The organism is Oerskovia sp. PE-21s, from assembly GCF_056158145.1.
The window spans coordinates 557,044-574,397 of sequence record NZ_JBUXJM010000003.1 but is presented as its reverse complement, the minus strand read 5'-3'; the positions used below and the strand labels follow the sequence as shown (position 1 = coordinate 574,397).

The 17,354-nt window shown below is 72.4% G+C and carries 13 protein-coding genes; 10 read left to right on the top strand and 3 right to left on the bottom strand.

What is annotated here, in order from left to right; all coding sequences use genetic code 11:
• The first annotated feature begins 22 nt into the window (after positions 1-22).
• The 3 genes from ACZDYF_RS08510 to ACZDYF_RS08500 all read left to right on the top strand — a co-directional run bounded on the left by ACZDYF_RS08510 (position 23) and on the right by ACZDYF_RS08500 (position 4,312).
• Positions 23-2,578: a ComEC/Rec2 family competence protein gene (locus ACZDYF_RS08510; protein ID WP_475055417.1), complete on the top strand. Its 2,556-nt coding sequence runs from the start codon at positions 23-25 to the stop codon at positions 2,576-2,578.
• Between the two features lie 202 nt (positions 2,579-2,780).
• Positions 2,781-3,797: a DNA polymerase III subunit delta gene (holA, locus tag ACZDYF_RS08505; protein ID WP_475055415.1), complete on the top strand. Its 1,017-nt coding sequence runs from the start codon at positions 2,781-2,783 to the stop codon at positions 3,795-3,797.
• On the top strand, positions 3,794-4,312 hold the full coding sequence (locus tag ACZDYF_RS08500) for an N-acetyltransferase family protein (RefSeq protein ID WP_475055413.1): 519 nt from the start codon (positions 3,794-3,796) through the stop codon (positions 4,310-4,312). The genes holA and ACZDYF_RS08500 overlap by 4 nt, the downstream gene beginning before the upstream one ends.
• A gap of 130 nt (positions 4,313-4,442) precedes the next feature.
• Here the strand turns inward: ACZDYF_RS08500 and rpsT are convergent, their stop codons facing one another.
• Both rpsT and ACZDYF_RS08490 read right to left on the bottom strand, forming a co-directional pair.
• Positions 4,443-4,703 carry a 30S ribosomal protein S20 gene (gene rpsT / locus ACZDYF_RS08495; protein WP_191788967.1) on the bottom strand — a complete coding sequence of 87 codons (261 nt, stop codon included), beginning with the start codon at positions 4,701-4,703 and terminating at the stop codon, positions 4,443-4,445.
• Between the two features lie 243 nt (positions 4,704-4,946).
• Positions 4,947-5,639 (bottom strand): type II toxin-antitoxin system PemK/MazF family toxin, encoded by a 693-nt coding sequence (locus ACZDYF_RS08490; RefSeq protein WP_475055411.1) that lies wholly within the window; start codon positions 5,637-5,639, stop codon positions 4,947-4,949.
• A gap of 277 nt (positions 5,640-5,916) precedes the next feature.
• Between ACZDYF_RS08490 and lepA the strand changes: the two genes are divergently transcribed.
• The 5 genes from lepA to ACZDYF_RS08465 all read left to right on the top strand — a co-directional run bounded on the left by lepA (position 5,917) and on the right by ACZDYF_RS08465 (position 13,407).
• Positions 5,917-7,839: a translation elongation factor 4 gene (gene lepA, locus ACZDYF_RS08485; protein WP_475055409.1), complete on the top strand. Its 1,923-nt coding sequence runs from the start codon at positions 5,917-5,919 to the stop codon at positions 7,837-7,839.
• A gap of 76 nt (positions 7,840-7,915) precedes the next feature.
• Positions 7,916-9,322, top strand: a complete 1,407-nt coding sequence (gene hemW / locus ACZDYF_RS08480; protein WP_475055407.1) for a radical SAM family heme chaperone HemW — start codon at positions 7,916-7,918, stop codon at positions 9,320-9,322.
• The gene (locus ACZDYF_RS08475; protein ID WP_475055405.1) at positions 9,319-11,403 is read left to right on the top strand and encodes an acyltransferase family protein; all 2,085 of its coding nucleotides are present in this window, start codon (positions 9,319-9,321) and stop codon (positions 11,401-11,403) included. The genes hemW and ACZDYF_RS08475 overlap by 4 nt, the downstream gene beginning before the upstream one ends.
• 160 nt (positions 11,404-11,563) lie before the next feature.
• Positions 11,564-12,652: a DUF2189 domain-containing protein gene (locus ACZDYF_RS08470; protein ID WP_475055403.1), complete on the top strand. Its 1,089-nt coding sequence runs from the start codon at positions 11,564-11,566 to the stop codon at positions 12,650-12,652.
• Positions 12,653-12,864: 212 nt separating this feature from the next.
• Complete coding sequence (locus tag ACZDYF_RS08465; RefSeq protein ID WP_475055401.1) at positions 12,865-13,407, top strand: DUF4870 domain-containing protein; 543 nt, start codon at positions 12,865-12,867, stop codon at positions 13,405-13,407.
• A gap of 76 nt (positions 13,408-13,483) precedes the next feature.
• On the opposite strand, the gene ACZDYF_RS08460 is transcribed toward ACZDYF_RS08465, so the two are convergent.
• Complete coding sequence (locus ACZDYF_RS08460) at positions 13,484-14,350, bottom strand: DUF3097 domain-containing protein (protein WP_475055399.1); 867 nt, start codon at positions 14,348-14,350, stop codon at positions 13,484-13,486.
• A gap of 144 nt (positions 14,351-14,494) precedes the next feature.
• On the opposite strand from ACZDYF_RS08460, the gene ACZDYF_RS08455 reads away from it, so the two are divergent.
• Both ACZDYF_RS08455 and ACZDYF_RS08450 read left to right on the top strand, forming a co-directional pair.
• The gene (locus ACZDYF_RS08455; protein WP_475055397.1) at positions 14,495-15,955 is read left to right on the top strand and encodes an MFS transporter; all 1,461 of its coding nucleotides are present in this window, start codon (positions 14,495-14,497) and stop codon (positions 15,953-15,955) included.
• Positions 15,956-16,230: 275 nt separating this feature from the next.
• On the top strand, positions 16,231-17,322 hold the full coding sequence (locus ACZDYF_RS08450; RefSeq protein ID WP_191788976.1) for a type I restriction endonuclease: 1,092 nt from the start codon (positions 16,231-16,233) through the stop codon (positions 17,320-17,322).
• Positions 17,323-17,354: the final 32 nt, after the last annotated feature.

Here is a 17,354-nt window from a genome sequence, read left to right as displayed (position 1 = left end):
GACTGCGACGGACCTCCGGCTCGTGCCCGCGGCGCTCGCGGCCTGGGGGAGCGCGTGGTGGCTCACGGCCGCCGAGCCCCGGGCCGTCCTGGCGGGGACCGTCGTGAGCACGTTGCTGGTGGTGCTGCCCGGCGTGCTGCTGCTCGTCGACCGACGTCCGCGCGGATCCGAGGCCACCCTCGCGCTTGGTCGCGGCGTCCCGGGATGCCACAGCCCCGGACGCCGCACCCCGGGACGGCCGTGGCTCGGGCAGTGCGCCCTGGTCCTGGCGTGCGTGCTGGCCGTGCTGCTCGCCGGGACGATGCACCTCGTCGCCCGGGACCGGGGAGGTGCCGCCGACCTCGCCGCCCAGGGCGCGACCGTCCAGGCCGTGGGGCGGGTCGTGGTCGAACCGGAGGAGGTCACGAACCCGTGGTCGGGGGTGGCGGACTCGGTCCGCACCACGCTCGACCTCACCGTGCTCGCAGGTCGCGGCGCCGCGGCCCCCGCGGGTGGGCAGGTCGACGTCCTCGCGGGCCCCGCGTGGGGTGACCTGGCGTACGGGAGCGAGGTCCGCGCGTCGGGCACGCTCGTGCCTGCCGACCCCGGGGACAAGGCCGCCGCGACGTTCGTCGCGACCGGACCGCCCGAGGTCACCCGCGCACCCGTCCCCGCGCTGGGCGTCGTCAACACCTTGAGGGCCGACCTGCTCGCGGTCTCGGACGGCCTGCCCACGGATGCGCGGGCGCTGCTGCCGGGCGTCGCCGTCGGGGACACGTCGCGCATCGACGACGAGCTCGACGAAGCACTCAAGACCACGGGGCTGACGCACGTGACGGCGGTCTCCGGCGGGCACTTCGCGATCGTCGTCGCGACGGTGACGGCGCTGTGCGCCACGGCCAGGGCGCCGCGCGGGGTGCGCGTGGTCGTGACGGGAGCGGTCATGGCGGGGTTCGTGCTCCTGGTCCACCCCGACCCGAGCGTGCTGCGCGCCGCGGCGATGGGCGTCGTCGGGCTCGTCGGGATCGGGCTGGGTCGCCCGTCCAGGGCGCTCCCGGCCCTCGCGGCCGTCGTCGTGGTGCTGCTCGTGCTGGACCCGTGGCTCGCGCGGTCGTACGGGTTCGTGCTGTCGAGCGTCGCGACGGCCGCGCTGGTCCTCGGCACGCAGCCCGTGGCACGACGTCTCGCGCCGTGGATCGGGAAGATGCCGGCGTTCGCGCTCGCCGTCCCGCTGACGGCGCAGCTCGCGTGCGCACCTGTCCTCGTGCTGCTGGACCCGTCGGTCGCGACGTACGCGGTGCCGGCCAACCTGGTCGCCGCACCAGCGCTCGTCCCGGCGACCGTGCTCGGGGTGCTCGCGACCCTCGTGGCCCCGTGGTTCCCCTGGGCCGGGGTCGTGCTGGCGTGGCCCGCAGGGTTGGCGTCGTGGTGGATCGCCGCGGTGGCCCGGTTCTTCGCGGACCTCCCCGGGGCGCGGCTGCCGTGGCCGGGCGGAGTCGGTGGCGCGGCGGCGCTCGCGGTGCTGACCGTCGTCGGGCTGGTCCTGGTGTGGCGCTGGCGGTGGGTCGCGGGCCTTGCCGGGGTACGGGTGCCGTGGAGCCGCGGGAGCGGGTGGCCGCTCGCGTGGCGCACCGCGGTGCGGGCGAGCGTGCGGGAGGCGTTCGCCGCCCGACGGCGCCGCGCGAGCCTGCGCCTCCTCGTGGCGTGGGCGGTGCTCGCCACCCTGGCCACCGGGTGCGTGGCGTTCGCGTGGCCGCGCTGGATCGCCCCCGCGGGTCGTGACGTGCCGACCGACTGGGCGGTCGTGGCGTGCGACGTCGACCAGGGCGACGGGCTGGTCGTCCGCACGGGTGCCGGGCGCGGCCTCATGGTCGACGTCGGGCCCGCCGGGCCCGCCGCGGGGGACTGCCTCGACGACCTCGGGATCGAGCGCCTCGACCTGCTCGTGCTCACGCACTTCCACGCCGACCACGTCGGCGGGCTCGACGCGGTGCTCGACGGGAGGCAGGTGGACCGGGCGCTCGTGACCGGCCTCGGCGACCCCGCCGAGCAGGCCGAACGGGTGCTCGACGACCTGGGCGACCGAGGGGTCCCCGTCGAGGTCGCCGAGCCCGGGACCGGTGGTGTGCTCGGTGACGTGTCGTGGGAGGTGCTGCAGGCTGGGCTCAGCACCGCTGCACCGTCCCCGCAGCACGGGCGCCCGGCCCTGGCCGAGGCCGCGGGAGGGGCCAACGACGCGAGCATCGCCCTGCTCGTCACGACTCCCCAGCTCACGCTCGTCGCGCTCGGCGACCTCGAGGACGCCGGGCAGGAGGCCCTCGACCGGACGCTGCGGTCCCGCGCAGGCGGTGCCGAGGTCGACGTCGTCAAGGTCGCGCACCACGGGTCCCGCGTCCAGTCGCACGGGCTCGCGACGACCCTGAGCCCGACGGTCGCGATCGTGAGCTCCGGCGAGAACACCTACGGCCACCCGACCGACGCCGCGCTCGCCCTCTACGAGAACGCCGGAGCGGCGGTCCTGCGCACCGACCGTTGCGGGACGTTCGCGCTCGTGGTGCGCGACGGGGCGCTCGCCGTCGCGGGCTGCGCGGACGGGTGACGGGGACGAGCCGAGCCGAGCCGCTCAGCTGCCGACCATGCGGTTGTCGCTGGTCGAGCATGCGGTTGTCGTCCGGAATCGGGCTGATCACGACGCCAACCGCATGCTCGGCACCGGGCACCGGGACGTCTCGCCGGGACGCCTCTCGCGGGGACTGCCCGGGATGTGCCTCGGGTGGGTGGCCCGTGGGATCGTTGTGCCCATGGCTGCCGCTCCCTCCCGCACCTCCGCCCGCCCGTCCGCGACGCTCCCCTGGAACGCGGTCGAGCTCGCTCCCGTGGTGCTGGTGCAGGGACCCGAGGGGCTCCTGGCGGAGCGCGCGGTCGACTCGCTGCTCGAGCTCGCCCGCGCCCGCGACCCGGAGGCGGAGAAGTCGGAGATCGAGGCGGTGACCTATGAGTCCGGCATGCTGACGGTCGCCGCGAGCCCCTCGCTCTTCGGTGAGCCCAAGTTCGTGGTCGTGCGGGGCGCGGAGGCGGCCGCCGACGCGCTCATCCCGGACGTCGTGGACTACGTGGCGTCCCCGGACCCGGACACGACCGTCGTGATCGTGCACGGCGGTGGGGTGCGGGGCAAGAAGATGCTCGACGCGATCCGGGCGAGCGGTGCCCCCGTCGTGGCGTGCGAGGCCATCAAGAAGGACGCCGACAAGCTGTCGTTCGTCGCGGCGGAGTTCAAGGCCGCGGGGCGTCGGGCAGACGCCGGTGCGGTCAAGGCGCTCGTCGAGGCTCTCGGCAACGACCTGCGCGAGCTCGCGAGCGCGTGCGCGCAGCTCGTCGCCGACACCACGGGCACCATCAGCGCTGCGACGGTCGACCGGTACTACGGGGGCAGGGTCGAGGCCACCGGGTTCCGGGTCGCCGACGCGGCCGTGGCGGGCAAGGCGGGCGAGGCCGTGTCGCTGCTGCGGCACGCGCTCGCGACAGGCGTGGACCCCGTGCCGCTCGTCGCGGTGCTCGCGATCAAGCTGCGCACCCTCGCCAAGGTCGCCGCGATGCGCGGTCGCGGGGGAGCCTCGGCCAAGGACCTGGGGCTCGCCCCCTGGCAGATCGACCGTGCGAAGAAGGACCTGTCGAGCTGGACGCCCGAGGGGCTGGCCGCTGCGATCACCGCGGTCGCGCAGGCGGACGCCGAGGTCAAGGGCGGCGGCCGTGACCCGGTGTTCGCGGTCGAGCGCGCGGTGCTGACGATCGCCGGGGCGCACGGCTCGGGACGATGAGTCCCCAGGGACGCGCCGTGCCGGGCCAGGACACGGGTCCTGGAGTGCACGTGCGGCCCGCGACCCAGGACGACCTGGACGCCGTCGCCGGGATCGAGCGCCGTGCCCGTCGCGGGACGGACCGGGAGCAGCTCGTGCTCGCCCTGGCCGACCCGGAACGGGTCGTGGTCGTCGCGACCGTGGGCGACGAGGTCGTGGGCTGGGCGAAGACCCACTGGTGGTCGTACGCGGACGGCCCGGCACCGGTCGGCCACTACCTGGGAGGTGTCACGGTCGACCCGGCCTCACGCCGTCGCGGCGTCGGGAGCGCACTGACCCGGGTGCGCACGGACTGGGTGGCCGAGCGGGCGGGCTTCGTCTGCTGCGTCGTGAACGCGACCAACGTCGCCTCGCTCGCGCTGCACGAGGACCTGGGGTTCCGCGAGGTGGCGCGTGCGGCCTCGTTCCACACGACCCGGTTCACGGGCGGGAGCGGCGTGCTCCTGCGGGCCGAGCTGGGCACGGGCCGCGCCTGACGGAGCGACCCGGCCCCGGACGCACGAGAGGCGCTGCCCCGTGGAAGGGAGCAGCGCCTCTCGACGTTCACCGTGCAGCCCGAGGTGGATCAGGGGCGCACAAGGTCACGCGTGGAAGGGAGTGTCACGCTCAGAGAGCGTTGACGGCCTTCGACAGAGCCGACTTGCGGTTCGCAGCCTGGTTCTGGTGGATGACACCCTTGGAGACTGCCTTGTCGAGCTTCTTCGACGCGGTGGCGAGGGCGCTGGCAGCGGCCTCCTTGTCACCGGCGGCGACGGCCTCGCGAACGCGGCGAACGTTCGTCTTGAGCTCCGACTTGACGGCCTTGTTGCGCAGACGAGCCTTCTCGTTCGTCTTGATGCGCTTGATCTGAGACTTGATGTTTGCCACGTGTGGACTTTCTGGTGTGTTCGCCGAAGCGATCGAATAGGTCGTAGAGGGCGATTCCAGCTCCGGGACTGGGGGTGGGGAACCCTTGGAGAGGAGCTGGAACTGTGCCCGCCGACCTGGGCGGACACGCAGCCACCTAGACTACCAGCCGACCGCGAGATCGGCCAGAATGCTCACCTCCGGCTCGGCACGGCCTGCCATCGCGCCGTACGGGTGCCCACGGACGTCGCCCGTGCGCGCCGGTCAGCCCTGGATCCGACCCATCTCACGGACGATCGTCTCGAACGTGCGCCGGTCCATGACGGCGCCCTCGCGGCGCACCGCGCCGGGGTCGACGCGGATCACCCGGTCGAGGCGCACCTCGCTGTCGCGGCCGCGGGAGTCCCAGGGGCCCGAGCCGATGTCGAGCCAGTGCCGCCCCCAGCGCGCCTCGTCGGCGGCGTCGCGTGAGTGGTCCTTGCTCGACAGCATGGTCGCGAGCAGCCAGTCGCCGTCCCGCCCCACGAGCAGCACGGGCCGGTCCTTGCCCTGGGAGAAGTCCTCCTCGTAGGGCACCCAGGTCCAGACGATCTCGCCGGGGTCCGGGTCGCCGTCGAGCTGGGGGGAGTACTCGGCCCGCACGCGGCCCGTGAAGTCGCCGGGGTAGCTGCCCGTTGGCCGGGGTCCGCGCGCGGTCGCGGGGCCCGCAGGGCTGCCAGACCCGCGGCCCCCCGCCCGGGGTCCGGGCTTCGGTGCGCGCGTGCCCGACGCCGTCGCTCCCCTCCGCGGGCGTGGCGCCACTCCGCGCGGGGTGCCCGACGCCGTCGGGCCGGAGGGCTTGCGGGACGTGCCCGGACCGCTCCCGGACGTGCCGCCCGCGCGGGACGAGCCGCCGAGCGCGCCGAGGATCGCGCGCGCCGCGTCCGTGAGCAGGGAGATCCACTTGTTCTGAGCCACGCCCGCAATCTACCGGGACGAGGCAGCGGGCAGGAGGCAGCGGGCAGGAGCGTGCCCAGCGGCGGGCACGTGGCCGTGCGCCCCGCTCCGGACGGTCGCGTGAGCCTCGGCCGCGCGGGGTCGTGGGACAATGGTGGTTGCTGTCCGACCCTGCGTGCGACGACCAGCGACCTGCCGGGCACGTCCCGGCGGCTCACGCTCCGTCGTCGAGCACCGATCCGCAGGGGCGGGCGCCGTCCGCCGCCCCGTCTTGACCCACCACAGGAGCGCACCCCCGTTGTCCCCGATCCCCAGCGCCCAGCTGAGCACCCGCATCCAGCCCGCGGCGACGCCGCCCGAGCTGCTGCGCAACTTCTGCATCATCGCGCACATCGACCACGGCAAGTCCACGCTGGCCGATCGCATGCTCCAGCTCACCGGCGTCGTCGACTCGCGCGCCATGCGTGCGCAGTACCTCGACCGCATGGACATCGAGCGTGAGCGCGGCATCACGATCAAGTCGCAGGCCGTGCGCATGCCGTGGGCCGTGCGGGAGGGGGACGACCCGGACGACACGTCGGCGCCGCTCGTGCCGTACGCCCTGAACATGATCGACACGCCCGGGCACGTCGACTTCACGTACGAGGTCTCGCGCTCGCTCGCCGCGTGCGAGGGGGCCGTGCTGCTCGTGGACGCCGCGCAGGGCATCGAGGCGCAGACCCTCGCGAACCTGTACCTCGCGATGGAGAACGACCTCGCGATCATCCCGGTGCTCAACAAGATCGACCTGCCGGCCGCGCAGCCCGAGAAGTACGCGGAGGAGATCGCCGGCCTCGTGGGCGTCGACCCGTCGACGGTCCTGAAGGTCTCGGGCAAGACGGGCATGGGCGTGACGGAGCTGCTCGACCGCATCGTCCAGGAGGTGCCCGCCCCTCAGGGGGACGCCGACGCCCCGGCGCGCGCCATGATCTTCGACTCGGTCTACGACACCTACCGCGGCGTCGTGACCTACGTGCGCGTGGTCGACGGCAGCCTGAACCCGCGCGAGAAGATCGTCATGATGTCGACCAGGGCGACGCACGAGCTCCTCGAGATCGGCGTGTCCGCGCCCGAGCCGCACCCCACCAAGGGGCTCGGCGTGGGCGAGGTCGGCTACCTCATCACGGGCGTCAAGGACGTGCGCCAGTCGAAGGTCGGCGACACGGTCACCAACGCGGCCAAGCCGGCCGAGGACGCGCTGGGCGGCTACAGCGACCCCAAGCCCATGGTGTTCTCGGGCCTGTACCCGATCGACGGCTCGGACTACCCGGTCCTGCGCGACGCCCTGGACAAGCTCAAGCTCAACGACGCGGCGCTCAACTACGAGCCCGAGACCTCGGTCGCGCTCGGCTTCGGGTTCCGCGTGGGCTTCCTGGGCCTGCTGCACCTGGAGATCGTGCGCGAGCGTCTGGAGCGCGAGTTCGACCTCGAGCTCATCTCGACCGCGCCGAACGTCGTCTACGAGGTGACCCTCGAGGACCGCTCGGTCGTCACGGTCACCAACCCGAGCGAGTTCCCGGGCGGCAAGATCGGCGAGATCCGCGAACCCGTCGTCAAGGCCACGATCCTGTGCCCCACCGAGTTCATCGGTGCGGTCATGGAGCTCTGCCAGGGCAAGCGCGGCGTGCTGGGCGGCATGGACCACCTCTCGCAGGACCGCGTCGAGCTGCGGTACACGCTGCCTCTCGCGGAGATCGTGTTCGACTTCTTCGACCAGCTCAAGTCCAGGACGCGCGGCTACGCGTCGCTCGACTACGAGCTCTCGGGCGAGCAGGCGGCGGACCTGGTGAAGGTCGACATCCTGCTCCAGGGCCAGACGGTCGACGCGTTCAGCGCGATCGTGCACAAGGACAAGGCGTACTCGTACGGCGTCATGATGACGGAGAAGCTCAAGGAGCTCATCCCGCGCCAGCAGTTCGAGGTCCCCATCCAGGCCGCCGTGGGAGCGCGCGTGATCGCCCGCGAGACCATCCGCGCGATCCGCAAGGACGTGCTCGCCAAGTGCTACGGCGGCGACATCAGCCGTAAGCGCAAGCTGCTCGAGAAGCAGAAGGAGGGCAAGAAGCGCATGAAGACGATCGGTACGGTCGAGGTCCCCAAGGACGCGTTCATCGCGGCGCTGTCCTCCGACGGCGCGGGCAGCAGCGGGGGCAAGGACGCGAAGGACAAGTCCAAGAAGTGAGGTGCCGTTCTTCTCGTGAGCGTGTGGTCCTCGATGTGCAGGGGGCCGCGCGCTCCGCGGCGTCCGGGGGGCGGGCATGAGCCCGGCTCTCCCGGACGGCATCCCCGTGCCCGACGACGGCGCTCTCCCCGCGTGGGTGGGTGCGGTTCCTGGTGCGGGGGCGGACGACCACGCGGGTCGTGACTTCGGGGTGTACCTGCACGTGCCGTTCTGCACCGTGCGCTGCGGCTACTGCGACTTCAACACCTACACGGCCTCCGAGCTGGGCGGTGGCGCGAGCCAGGCCTCCTACGCGGACACGGCGCTGCGCGAGATCGACCTGGCGGCCCGGGTCATGGACCGCGCCGGGCTGGCGTCGCGCCCGGTCTCGACCGTGTTCGTGGGCGGCGGCACCCCGACGCTGCTGCCGGCCGGCGACCTGGGGCGCATGCTCGCGGGCGTGCGCGAGGCGTGGGGCCTGGCGCCGGGCGCCGAGGTCACGACCGAGGCGAACCCCGACTCGGTGACCCCCGAGTCGCTCGCCGAGCTCGCGGAGGCGGGTTTCACGAGGGTGTCGTTCGGGATGCAGTCGGCCGTGCCGCGCGTGCTCGCGACGCTCGAACGGACCCACGACCCGCGGCGCATCCCTGACGTGGTGCGCTGGGCGCGCGACGCGGGCCTCGCGGTGTCCCTCGACCTGATCTACGGGACCCCCGGCGAGAGCATCGACGACTGGCGCACGAGCCTCGAGGCAGCGCTCGCGACCGGTGTCGATCACGTGTCGGCGTACGCGCTCGTGGTCGAGCAGGGGACGAAGATGGCCGCGCAGGTGCGCCGCGGGGACATCTCGTTGCCGAGCGAGGACGACCAGGCCGAGAAGTACGAGCTCGCGGACGAGCTGCTCACCGCGGCCGGGCTCGAGTGGTACGAGGTCAGCAACTGGGCGAGGCGGGCTGAGGGCGACGGTGCCCCCGGGGACGTCGGGGCGGACCCCGCGTTCGTGTGCCGCCACAACCTGGCGTACTGGCGCGGTGAGGACTGGTGGGGGGTCGGCCCCGGGGCGCACTCGTACATCGGCGGAGCATCGAACCGTACAGGTGGTTCGGCGGCCCCCGAGGGGTCATCCGAGGATCTCCAGGACGCGTCCGACGACTCGGCCGACGACTCGGCCCAGCCTGCGTCGGGCGGCCGCGAGGGCGTGCGATGGTGGAACGTGAAGCACCCGCGGCGCTATGCGGCGTTGCTCGAGGCGGGCAGCAGCCCGGCGGCCGGCCGGGAGCTCCTGACGGTGGCCGAGGCCCATCTCGAGCGCGTCATGCTCGGCGTGCGCCTGCGAGAAGGACTGGACCTGAGCGTCCTTACCGAGGTGGGTCGGCGCAACGTGGCCGGCATGGTCGCGGCAGGCCTCCTCGACGGCAAGGCGGCGATCCGTGGCCGCGGGGTCCTGACCCTGCGAGGGCGGCTGCTGGCGGACACGGTGGTACGGGAGCTGACTGACGGGTGACGACGGTAGGACAGTCGGCTCGGGCGCAGGCCGGAGCGGCCAGGACCTCGACCGACCGCGTCGACGTGTGGCAGCGACTGCGACCTGCCGACCTCGACCTCGACTCGCCGGACAGGTCCCTCGTCGGGCCCCCGCCGCAGAGCCCACCGGCCGCCGACGGCCACCGCCCGTCGCGGCCGGTGCGACCGACGGTCCGGTACCGGCGGATCGCCGGGCTCGACGGGCTGCGCGCGCTGGCCGTGCTCTCGGTCATGGTCTTCCACTTCGCCCCGCAGGTCCTGCCCGGCGGGTACGTGGGCGTCGACATCTTCTTCGTGCTCTCCGGGTTCCTCATCACGACGCTCCTGGTCCGGGAGTTCCGTGCCCGGCGGGCCGTGTCCTTGTCCCGGTTCTGGGTCCGGCGAGCCCGCAGGCTCCTGCCGGCGCTGGGCCTGGTCGTCCTGGTGTGCACGGCTGCCGCGGGGCTCGTCGGGGGTGATCTCCTGGTGGGGATCGGGGCGCAGGTGGTGGGAGCGGCCACGTTCACGAGCAACTGGGTCTACATCGCCCAGGGCAGCACGTACTCCGGGGGGCTGGCACCGCAGATCTTCGCGAACCTGTGGTCGCTCGCGGTCGAGGAGCAGTTCTACCTGGTGTGGCCCCTCGTGGTCCTCGCCGTGCTCGCGCTGCGGATCACGCGGCGCAGGGCACTGGTCCTGGCGGGCGTGCTGGCCGGGGGGTCGGCCGTCGCGATGGCGTTCCTCTACTCGCCCGGCACGGACCCGACACGGGTCTACTTCGGTACCGACACCCACCTGTTCGGGCTGATGATCGGTGCGTTCCTGGCCTTCTGGCACCTGCGCACCGGACGCCCCACCCTCGTCCGGGAGTCGCCGCGCACCACGACGCGCAAGGGAACCCTGTTCGTCGCCGCCACGGGGATCGCGGGCGCGGTGGTCCTGGTCGCGGCGATGTTCTGGATGCCGTGGGACGACGACCTCACCTACCGGGGCGGCCTCTTCGCCGTGTCGCTCGCGACGGCGGGGGTCGTCAACCTCGTGCTGCACGCACCGGGCCTCGGCAAGCAGCTGGACCGGGGGCCGGTGGGCTGGGTGGGCGCGCGCTCGTACGGCCTGTACCTGTGGCACTGGCCGGTCTTCGTCCTGGCCGCCGCGCTCGCCGGGGGCGGTGGGCTGTACGCGAGCCCCGGCCCGTGGGTCGCGCTCGCCGCGACCGTCGTGACGTTCGGTGCTGCGGCGCTGTCCTACCGATACGTCGAGCGCCCTGTCATGGGGCGTGGTCTGGGCGGCTACGTGCGAACCGTGGTGGCGTGGCTCCGACGCGGCGCATCGGGTCGCAACCCGTTGCCCGTCCGCGGGTGGCTCACGGTCGGTGGCGTCGTGGTCGTCGTCGGGCTCGCGGTCACGGGCTTCGTGCGTGCCCCCGCGACGTCGTCTCTCGAGGCGCAGATCCGCGCGGGACAGGAGGTCGCCGCGCAGACCCAGCAGCCCGGTGGCGCCGCCGCGGCGGAACCGGCCCCGGAGGTGGCCCCGGTGCCCGCAGAGCCTGCCGCGCCGCAAGCGCCGGCCCCGGCCGTCGCCCCGACGCCCCCGCCCGGCGACCAGGTCACGATCATCGGCGACTCGGTCACGCTCGCGAGCGCACCGGCCCTGACCACCTCGCTCCCCGGAGTGCTGATCGACGGCGCCGTGGCCCGCCAGATGAAGGACGCCGTCGGTCTCGTCGACGCCGTCCGCGCGGCGGGAAACCTCCGGCCGTACGTCGTCCTCTCGCTCGGGACCAACAGCACGGTGGACGCCGCGATGATGGACAGGGTCCTCGCCGCGATCGGCCCCGACCACACGGTCGTGCTCGTCACGGGGTACGCCGACAGGTCCTGGGTGCCCGTCACGAACGCCGAGCTCGTCGGCGCGTCCCAGCGCTGGGGGAACGTCGTGGTCGCGGACTGGAGCGGCGCGGTCGGGGCCCAGCCTGCGCTCCTCGGGCCCGACGGCGTGCACCCCACGGGCGAGGGCGCCTCGCTCTACGCGGGGGTCGTCGCGGGCGGTCTCACGCAGGCGGCCGCGCTCCGCGGTTCCTGACGCCGCGGCGGCGCCGACGGGCGGCGCTTCGCGCGGGCTGCGCTTCCTGTGGCGGGAATGGACCGAACGCCCCATCGTGGAGGGTGATCTGTGAAATGTTCGATCGTCACAGTCCGTTCACAGTGTGGCTTGCCGCACCCCGCCGACCCGAGGGATCACGATGAGCGACAACACCGCAGGCGGGCCGCCGCCGGAAGAGAACGAGCCGACGCCCCAGAACCCGTACGCGAGCACTCCGGACCCGGGCGCCGCCGCACCACCGCCGTCCGATCCGGTACCGCCGAGCCAGCCGCCTGCCCAGCCCCCGGTGACGCCGCCCACGCAGCCACCCGCCCAGCCGACGCCACCGGCTCAGCCCACGCCACCCGCCCAGCCGACCCCGCCGGCGCAGCCAGGTCCTCCGGCCGCGCCGCCGTACGGCGCACCGACCCCGCCCCCGGCAGAGCCCTACGGCGCTCCCGCCGGCGGCCAGCAGCCTCCGTACCTGCCGCCCGCGGGCGCCTACCCGCCGCCCTCAGGCGCGTACCCGCCGCCCGCTGGCGCCTACCCGCCGCCAGGCCAGCCGGCGTACGCGGGTGCTGCCCCGTTCTCGGTGGGTGACGCGATCGGTTTCGGGTGGAAGAAGTTCTGGGCCAACCCGTGGCCGTGGATCCTCGCGGCCTTGATCTTCCTGGTCATCAACGCGGTCTTCAACTGGATCTCGGGCGGGTTCGACCGGTTCACCGACTACCGCACCGACGGGTTCTCGGACACGAACATGGCCGAGGCGCTGGGGCTGAGCTTCGTCGGCGTCCTGCTGACGATCATCGGCGTGATCATCAGCTACCTGATCGCCGCGTTCTACTCCCGAGGCGCTCTGGACGAGACCCAGGGCCGCAAGCCCGACGTCTCGGCGTTCTTCCGGATCGCCAACGTCGGCAACGTCCTGCTGGCCGCGTTCCTCGTGGCCGTCATGACGATCATCGGCACGATCCTGTGCATCCTGCCCGGGATCGCGGTCGCGATCTTCTCGGCGTTCGTCTACTACTTCACCCTCGACAAGGAGCAGGACGCGATCACCGCGATCAAGTCCAGCTGGTCGCTCGTCGCGAAGAACTTCGGGTCGGTCTTCCTGCTGCTCCTGGCGCTCTTCGGGATCAACATCCTGGGATTCCTGGTCTGCTTCGTCGGCCTGCTGGTCACGATCCCGCTGTCGTACATCGCGGTCGCCTACGCCTACCGGCGTCTGGTGGACGAGCAGCCCGTCTGACCTCGCACCCTTCCCGACGACGGGCCGTGCCGCACCCCCATCTCGGGGGCGGGACGGCCCGTCGTCGTCTGCCCACGGGCGAGCGCCGGGTGTCTGCCGGGTGAACCGGTTCGGTCGGGTGACGGGCACGGTGGCCGCGGGTGCGCCGGACCGGCTAGCGTGAGGCGCCCGGTCCGTCCTGAACGGTCCGGTCCGTCCGTAGAGAGGCCCCGATGAGCAGCCAGAACCCTTCCGACCAGGTCCCCGACTACGGGCAGTACGTGCCCCCGACGGACCAGCACGGCACGCCAGGAGCCCAGCCCGGCCAGCCCGGCCAGCAGGGATGGGCAGGTCAGCAGGCCTCGTACGGCCCTCCTGCGGGTCAGCAGGGCCAGTACCCGCCCCAGGGCCAGTACCCGCCGCCGGGCTACCAGGGGGCCCCGGCTTCGCCTCTCTCGCCTGCCGACACCAAGACGTGGGCGAGCCTGTCCCACCTCCTGGGCGGGATCCTCGGGTTCCTCGCCCCGCTCGTGATCTGGCTCGTCTTCCGCGAGCGCAGCCACGTCGTGGACGTCGAGGCCAAGAAGGCGCTCAACTTCCAGATCCCCGTGGCCCTCGTCCTGCTCGCCGCGAACTGGGTGCTCCCGGGCTTCCTGTCCGGACTGGTGGTCTTCGGCGTCTGGGTGACGTCGCTCGTGTTCAGCATCATCGCGTTCCAGGCCGTCAGCAACGGCCGTCCGACCAGCTACCCGGTCGACGTGAAGATCGTGAAGTAGGCCGACGAGCCGCTGAGGGCGCGTCCTGGGGGAGACCCAGGACGCGCCCTCGGTACGCCGTCCCGGACGCGGGACCTCAGTCGGCCGTCACGAAGTCGATGAGCTCCTCGACACGGCCGAGCAGCGACGGTTCGAGGTCGGCGTAGGTGCGCACGGTCCCGAGGATGCGCTGCCAGCCGCGGGCGACGTCGGCCTGCTCGGCCGCCGGCCAGCCGAGCTCGCGCAGGATGCCGCGCTTCCACTCGGTGCCACGCTCGATCACGGGCCACACGTCGAGTCCCACGCGCTCGGGCCGAACGGCCTGCCACACGTCGACGTAGGGGTGACCGAGCACCATGACGGTGCCGGGGCGCACGCCCCGCAGCGCCTCTGCGACCAGGCGCGTCTCCTTGCTGCCGGGGACCAGGTGGTCGACGAGCACGCCCACCTTGCGCTCCGTCGTCGGGCCGAAGTCCTTGAGCGCCTCGGCGAGGTTGTCGACGCCGTCGAGCAGCTCGACCACGACCCCCTCGATGCGCAGGTCGTCGCCCCAGACCTTCTCCACGAGCTCGGCGTCGTGCTTGCCCTCGACCCAGATGCGGCTGCCGCGCGCGACGCGCGCCCGGACGTTCGCCACCGCCCGCGAGCCCGACGCGGTGCGCGTCGGGGCGACGGGCGCCGTCGAGGTCACCGGGGCGGTCAGCTCGACGGGCTCGCCGTCGACCCAGAAGCCCGGGCCGAGGGGGAAGGTGCGCGTGCGACCTGCTCGGTCCTCGAGGACGACGACGTGCATGCCGCCGGACTTCTCGACGCGCACCACGGCGCCGACCCAGCCGGTCTCGACGTCCTCGACGACGAGGCCGCGCTCGGCGGGCTGAGGGCGGGACACAGGTCGCCGGCGGTGGGGGACCGGGGCGGGGGTCGCGCTGGACAGGACGTCGGAACCGTAGCGATCGAAGCTCACCCGGTTCACCCTAGGCGGTGGTCGCCCGTGCGCCCGGAAGGGGCGCGCGGCGACCCGCGAGGTCGTGGACCCGGGCACCACGGGACCGGCCCCTCGCGGGCCGCTCGCCGGGTGCGGGCCCACGCACCGTGGTACGACTGGCCGGTGAGCACTTCGAACGGCCCGGCCACGCCCGACGCCCAGCGGTGGCGCGTCCTGGGGCTGTGCCTCGCGGTCGGTTTCATCACCATGCTCGACGTGTCGATCGTCAACGTCGCCCTCCCGTCGATCGAGAAGGCGCTCGACGCGGGCCCGACCGAGCTGCAGCTCATCGTCGCGGGCTACACCCTCGCGTTCGGTCTCGCGCTCGTCCCGTCCGGTCGCCTGGGGGACGCGGGCGGGCGTCGGACGTTGTTCATCGTCGGCCTCGTGGGCTTCGCGCTCACGAGCCTCGCGGCGGGCCTGGCGCCGAACGACGAGTGGCTCGCGATCGCCCGGCTCCTGCAGGGCGTGAGCGCGGGCATGCTCAACCCGCAGGTCGTCGGACTCATCCAGCAGATGTTCTCGGGGTACGAGCGCGGCAAGGCGTTCGGCATGTTCGGTGCGACGATCGGCGTCTCGACCGCGCTCGGCCCCCTCCTGGGCGGGCTGATCCTCCAGGTCGCGGGCGAGGAGAACGGGTGGCGCTGGATCTTCGGGATCAACGTCCCGATCATCGCGGTCGTGCTGCCCCTCGCGATCAGGTTCCTGCCCGTGACGGCGCGCAGGCCCGGCCCGCGCAGGCTCGACCCCGTGGGCCTCGTCCTCATCGCGGTCGCGACGGTCGCGGTCATGCTGCCGTTCGTCACGACGTCGGGCCAGGACGACGACCCCGGGCGCTGGTGGTGGCTCGCGCTCGGGGCGGTCGCGGTCGTCGCCGCGGTGTTCTGGGAGCGTCGCTACCAGCGGACTACGGGCGCCCCGGTCCTGGACCCGCGGGTCCTGTCGCTCACGTCGTTCCGCAACGGCACGCTGCTCGGCATCACGTACTTCGCGGGGTTCACGGGGATCTTCCTCGTCGCGACGCTCTACCTGCAGAACGACCTGCACTTCACGCCGCTGCACGCGGGGCTCATCGGGATGCCGTTCGCGATCGCGTCGGGCGTGGCGTCGTGGCTCGCGGGTCGCGGGGTCGCGCGCTGGGGCCGGCCGCTCGTGGTCGCGGGCCTCGTGGTGGTGCTCGTCGGGCTCGGTGGCGTGATCCTCGCGATCCGCGCCACGGGGGACGACTCGTCGGCCGCAGGCTGGGGCATCGCCCTGACCATGATGATCACCGGGATCGGCAGCGGGACCGTCATCTCCCCGAACCAGACCTTGACCCTGGCCCGCGTCCCGGTCGAGCTCGCGGGAGTCGCGGGCAGCATGCTCCAGCTCGGGCAGCGCGTGGGATCGGCCATGGGCATCGCCGTGGTCCTCTCGACGTACTACTCGCTCAAGGCGGGCGGCTCGACGGGAGCCGTCGCCGCGAGCACCGCGATGCTCATCACGGTCGCCCTGGTCGCGGTCTCGCTCGTGGTCGCGGTCGTCGACCTGCGGGCGCGGCACGCACAGGCAGCGCCCGAGGGCAAGGTGACGTCCGCTCTGTGAGCGCCGCCGTCCGGCGCGGCGTGGACGGCGCGATGAGGCCCGGTGAGCGCCCAGGGCCCGACGGCGGGGCGCGGGCTGCGTCGTCGGGTGCGGCGACTGGTTGCTCGGCACGGACGAACCCGACGTCTGAACGTGCCTCTCACGGGAATGCTCGACCGGCGAGCCGGGCTGCGCGATCTGTGAATTGTGGGTGAAGTTCGCGAGCAATCGTCCCTCTCGATTGCCGGCCCGCTATGCTGCGGCCACCACACACTACGTCGAGATAGGTGATTCGGTTGGAAATCGCGGAGCGTCTTGCCTCGTTGGCAACCAAGGTTCGTCAGCAGAAGGCCTCGATCCAGACCGAGGAGGCGACCAAGAACGCGTTCGTCATGCCGTTCATCTCACTCGTCCTGGGATACGACGTGTTCAACCCGAACGAGGTCGTTCCCGAGTTCACGGCGGACGTCGGGACGAAGAAGGGCGAGAAGATCGACTATGCGATCGTCAAGGACGGCGAGGTCCAGATCCTCATCGAGGCGAAGACGGTCGGCAGCCCGCTGGGGATCAACCACGCGTCCCAGCTCTTTCGGTACTTCGCGACGACGAACGCACGAATCGCAGTCCTGACCAACGGCGAGAACTACCACTTCTTCACCGATCTCGACCGACCGAACAGGATGGACGACAAGCCCTTCCTGCAACTCGACCTCTCCGACCTCGACGACTCGCTGGTGCCAGAGATCCAGAAGCTCACGAAGGACTCGTTCGACCTCGAGTCCGTGGTGAGTGCCGCTGAAGAACTGAAATACATCGGCGCTCTCAAGCGAGCTCTTGCGGTGCAGTTCCGTGAACCGGACGCCGAGTGGGTGAAGGCCCTCACCGGCCGCGTGTACGAGGGTTCGATCACCCAGAAGGTGCGCGAGCAGTTCCGCACACTCGTCACCAAGGCGATGAAGCAATTCCTCGCGGACCAGGTCAACGAGCGTCTCAAGGCCGCACTCGGCGGACAGGGGTACGCGGAGTCCGCCGCCCCGCTGACCGGTGAGTCGGCGGCGCGAGAGAGTGTTGCGGAGGCCGTCGAAGAAGCCGATCGCGGGATCGTGACGACGTTCGAGGAACTCGAGGGGTTCCAGATTGTCCGAGCCATTGCATGCAGCGAGGTTCCGCCGAGCAGGATCGTGCATCGAGACACGAAGAGCTACATGGGCATCCTGCTGGACGACAACAACCGCAAGCCGCTCGCCCGTCTTCACTTCAACACGGGGCAGAAGTACGTAGGGCTGTTCGACGAGGAGAAGAACGAGACCCGACACGCGATCGAGACGCCGGAGGAGATCTACAACTTCGCCGAGCACATCCGTAAGAGCGTGCACTACTACGACTGATCGGCGGGGCGGGCCGTCGCCTGACGGCCCGC

Coding starts and splice junctions, on each gene's coding strand:
- ACZDYF_RS08470 (WP_475055403.1), top strand. CDS start 11,564: ATGAGCGACAACACCGCAGGCGGGCCGCCGCCGGAAGAGAACGAGCCG.
- ACZDYF_RS08500 (WP_475055413.1), top strand. CDS start 3,794: ATGAGTCCCCAGGGACGCGCCGTGCCGGGCCAGGACACGGGTCCTGGA.
- holA (WP_475055415.1), top strand. CDS start 2,781: ATGGCTGCCGCTCCCTCCCGCACCTCCGCCCGCCCGTCCGCGACGCTC.
- ACZDYF_RS08465 (WP_475055401.1), top strand. CDS start 12,865: ATGAGCAGCCAGAACCCTTCCGACCAGGTCCCCGACTACGGGCAGTAC.
- hemW (WP_475055407.1), top strand. CDS start 7,916: ATGAGCCCGGCTCTCCCGGACGGCATCCCCGTGCCCGACGACGGCGCT.